This window comes from Streptomyces palmae, from assembly GCF_004684805.1.
GTDB classification, from domain to species: domain Bacteria; phylum Actinomycetota; class Actinomycetes; order Streptomycetales; family Streptomycetaceae; genus Streptomyces; species Streptomyces palmae.
On record NZ_SRID01000502.1, the window covers coordinates 1 to 4,074 of the forward strand.

Consider the following 4,074-nt stretch of genomic DNA (forward strand, 5'->3'; position numbering starts at 1 on the left):
GCGGGGCGGGGCGCGGGCTCCGCCGCGGCGCTCGGCGCCCCGCCACCGCGCGCCGCCGGTGCCGAGGAGCGCAGAATGCCCAGATAGGCGTCGGACAGCTCGGGGCCGGGATCCACGCCCAACTCCTCGGCCAGCGCCTGCCGGGTGCGCAGATACAGGTCGACGGCGTGCGACTGCTGACCCGCGGCGTGCAGCGCCCGCACCGCGGCGGCCACCAGGGACTCGCGCAGCGGATGGCGCTGGATCGCCTCGCGGAGCAGCGCCGCGGCCTCGCCGTGGCCGCCCAGCTCGTACAGGGCGGCGGCCAGGGCCTCCACCGCGCAGAGCCGATCCTCCTCCAGGCGCGCGGCCGCGGCGGTCAGTAGCGGGGTCTCACCGGCGGCGGCCAGCGCCGGCCCGCGCCACAGGGCGAGCGCCTCCCGCAGCAGCCCGACGCGCGGCTCGGCCCCGACCGCGGCCCGGGCATCGCCCAGCAGCGCCCGGAAGCGCCAGACGTCCACCGAGCCCGCGGGCAGCCGCAGGGCGTATCCACCGGTCCGGGTGACCACTTCGGCGCCCGGTACGGTCCGCAGGGCGCCGCGCAACCGGGAGACATGGCCGTGCACCACGGTCCGGGCATGGGTGGGCGGCTCGGTGTCCCACAGCGCGTCGATGAGCCGCTCGGCGCTGACCGGCGCGCCCTCGGCGAGGACCAGCATGGCCGCGACGGCACGGCGCTTGGGCGGGCCCAGCGGCACCTCCGTGCCACCCGCGAAAGCCGTGACCGCCCCGAGCAGCCGGAAGTCCATCGCCACCCCTGTCGCCGTTCCCCTCACGCGGAACAGAGTAGGCGGCCGGCGAACCGTGGCAGCCGTCCGAACGGCTCGGCGATCCGGACAACCGGAACGGGACCGCGGGCCCGGCCGCCGAGGCCGGACGCCGCACCTCGGCGCGGTGCGGAACGCACCGCCGGGGCCCCGCCCGGCATGGGCGCGGGGAGGTCGGCGGGCCGGCGGTCGGGCCGGTGCCCGCGACCGGCACCGTCCGCACCCGCAGGGCCAGGCCCCCGGCGGCCGCTACGGACGGTCCGCCGCGCCCGACATGATCCAATGAGCCCAGGAGAGGTGTGCCCCTGGGAGGGGATCGATGACCGTGAGTTTGCGGGCGCCGGGAGCGCCCGAGGCCGCCGCGCTGTTCCTGCGGCCCTGGCGGGACGAGGACGCCGAGCCGTTGATCGAGGCCTACCGCGATCCGGTGCTGCGCCAGTGGACCCGGATACCCGTGCGGGACGCCGCGGAGGCCGGGAGCTGGCTGGAGACGCAGCGGCAGGGCTGGGAGACCGGAGAGCGGCTGAGCTTCGCCGTGTTCGAGGAGGGCGCCGAGGGCCGGGAGGGCCCACTGGTGGCCAATGCGGTGCTCAAACGGAGCCACCTGCGTGACGGGAACCCCGAGGTCGGCTACTGGACGGCGGCCCCCGCCCGCGGCCGGGGCGTGGCACCGCGCGCCCTCCAGGCGCTGACCGACTGGGCCTTCGCCGACCGGGGCCTGGCCCGGATCGAGCTGCTGCACCAGGTCGACAACCTCGCCTCCTGCCGGGTCGCCGAGAAGGCCGGCTACCGGTACCACGAGACCCTGCCCGCCCTGCCGCCGTCCTTCCCCCTGGACGGGCACCTGCACATACGGGAATCCCGATGAACGAACAGCCACCGGTACTCGTCCACACCGAAGGCCGGGTCGGCCGCCTGGTCCTCAACCGGCCGCGCGCGCTCAACGCCCTCACCCATGAGATGGTGCGGCTCATCGACGGCGCCCTGACCGCCTGGCAGCACGACGACGCCGTCACCACCGTGGTCATCACGGGGGCGGGGGAGCGCGGGCTGTGCGCCGGCGGTGACATCCGGGCCATCCACCAGGACGCGAGCACCCCCGGCGGCGGCGCCGCCTCGGCCGCCTTCTGGCGGGACGAGTACCGGCTCAACGCCCGGATCGCCCGCTATCCGAAGCCGTACGTGGCGGTCATGGACGGCATCGTGATGGGCGGCGGCGTCGGGATCTCCGCGCACGGCGGCATCCGGATCGTCACCGAGCGCTCCCGGATCGCCATGCCGGAGACCGGTATCGGCCTCGTCCCCGATGTGGGCGGCACCCACCTGCTCTCCCAGGCCCCCGGAGAGCTGGGCACCCATCTGGCCCTCACCGGCGCGGCGGTGGGCGCGGCCGACGCGCTGCTGTGCGGCCTGGCCGACCACTACGTCCCCGCGGCGCGGATCCCCCGGCTGATCGCGGAGCTGGCCGGCGCGGACGCGGCGGAGGTGATCCCCCGGTACGCCGAGCCGGCGCCGCGGGGCGAACTCGCCGAGCAGCAGGAGTGGATCGACCACTGCTACCAGGCGGACACCGTCGAGGAGATCGTGGACCGGCTGCTGGCCCAGGGCACCCTGGCGGCCAAGGAGACCGCCGAGACCCTCTGGACCAAGTCGCCCACCGCGCTGAAGGCCACCCTGTCCGCGATGCGGCGCGCCCGCGCCCTGGGGCGGCTGGAGCCGGTCCTGGAACAGGACTACCGGACCTCCTGCGCCGCGCTGGCCACGCACGACCTGGTGGAGGGCATCCGGGCCCAGGTCATCGACAAGGACCGCGATCCGCGCTGGTCTCCTGCCGCACTCGGCGAGGTCACCGAGGAGGACGTGGCCCGCTTCTTCGCCCCGCTCGGCGAGCGGGAACTGCGCCTGCCGCCCGCCGACGGCGCCTGAGCCCGCCGCGGGCGTTGCGGAGGTTCCGAGGAACCGGCTCACCGTGGGACGTCCACGTGGCAGGGGGTCATCACCTCATCGGAGAGGGAGATCCGTAGAGTCACGGGGCGATCCACCGCCGCGGAGCCCGGGTTTCCGTCATCCGACGGGCGCCGTCGAGTCTCCCCAGGGCAGGCAGGACGGCGACAGGGCGAGGAAGTACGGCATGCACAGCGACAACCCCCACATATCGGAACTGGTGGCCGCCGCACAGGCGGGCGACCCTCGGGCGCGGGAGCGCCTGGTCGCCGACTACCTCCCCCTCGTCTACAACATCGTGGGCCGGGCCCTGGACGGCCACGCGGACGTGGACGACGTGGTGCAGGAGACCATGTTCCGCGCCCTGCACGGGCTCGGCGGGCTCCGCGAACCCGCCAGCTTCCGATCCTGGCTGGTCGCCATCGCCATGAACCAGGTGCGCCGCCGCTGGACGGAGCGGCAGCAGGCGGCGGCGACCTCCCTGGAACGGGTGGCGGAGGCCCCCGACCCGGCGGGCGACTTCACCGAGCTCACCATCTGGCGGCTCAAACTCTCCGGGCAGCGCCGCGAACTCGCCGAGGCCACCCGCTGGTTGGACACCGGCGACCGCGAGCTCCTGGCACTGTGGTGGCAGGAGGCCGCCGGTACCCTCACCAGGCCCGAACTCGCCGAGGCGCTGGGCATCACCGCGCAGCACGCGGCGGTACGGGTCAAGAGGATGAAGACCCAGCTGGAGACCGGCCGGGTGGTGGTACGGGCGCTCGCCGCCCGCCCGCGCTGCCCCGAACTCGCCGCGCTCCTGGACCCCTGGGACGGAACCCCGGCCCCGGTGTGGCGCAAGCGCATCGCCCGCCACGCCCGCGACTGCGCCCCCTGCGGCGGTCACCGGTCGAAGCTGGTCCCCGCCGAAGGGCTGCTGGTCGGGCTGGCCCTGGTCGCCCCCCTGGGCGGCTTCCGCATACCCTCCTGGGCCTCCGACCCCGCGGCACAGGCCACCGCGCTGACGGCCGACCCGGCCGCCGACGCCGCACCGCTCTCCTCGCCCCTCGACGGCCCGGAATCCGCGGCCCTGGGGTCCGGCGCCCCCGACGCCGCACCGCTCCCCTCCCACCTCGACGGCCCCGCGGCCCCGGGGTCCGATGCTCGGGGGCCGTCCGACGGCGGCACCGCCGCGGCGGGCTCGCGGGCCCCCGACGCCTCGCCCGCGGCCGAGACCAGCGGCTCCGGCGACGCCCCCGTCGCGGGCGGCGCCGCGGGCCGGTGGCGGCGGCCCGCGGCGGTGGGTGCCGCCGTACTGGTCTGCGGGCTGCCGTTGGCCCTGCTG

The 4,074-nt window shown here is 76.2% G+C and carries 4 protein-coding genes; 3 read left to right on the plus strand and 1 reads right to left on the minus strand.

Going from position 1 to position 4,074, the window contains the following annotated elements:
* On the minus strand, nt 1–815 hold an 815-nt coding region (locus tag E4099_RS29960), incomplete at its 3' end, for an AfsR/SARP family transcriptional regulator (RefSeq protein WP_209446800.1).
* 310 nt (nt 816–1,125) lie between these two features.
* Here E4099_RS29960 and E4099_RS29965 point away from each other — a divergent pair.
* The 3 genes from E4099_RS29965 to E4099_RS29975 form a co-directional block, all read left to right on the plus strand.
* Complete coding sequence (locus E4099_RS29965; RefSeq protein ID WP_135342252.1) at nt 1,126–1,674, plus strand: GNAT family N-acetyltransferase; 549 nt, start codon at nt 1,126–1,128, stop codon at nt 1,672–1,674.
* Nucleotides 1,671–2,732 (plus strand): enoyl-CoA hydratase/isomerase family protein, encoded by a 1,062-nt coding sequence (locus E4099_RS29970; RefSeq protein ID WP_135342253.1) that lies wholly within the window; start codon nt 1,671–1,673, stop codon nt 2,730–2,732. Before E4099_RS29965 ends, E4099_RS29970 begins: the two co-directional genes overlap by 4 nt.
* Before the next feature lie 205 nt (nt 2,733–2,937).
* The coding region (locus tag E4099_RS29975) for an RNA polymerase sigma factor (protein ID WP_135342254.1) at nt 2,938–4,074 on the plus strand (1,137 nt) is incomplete at its 3' end.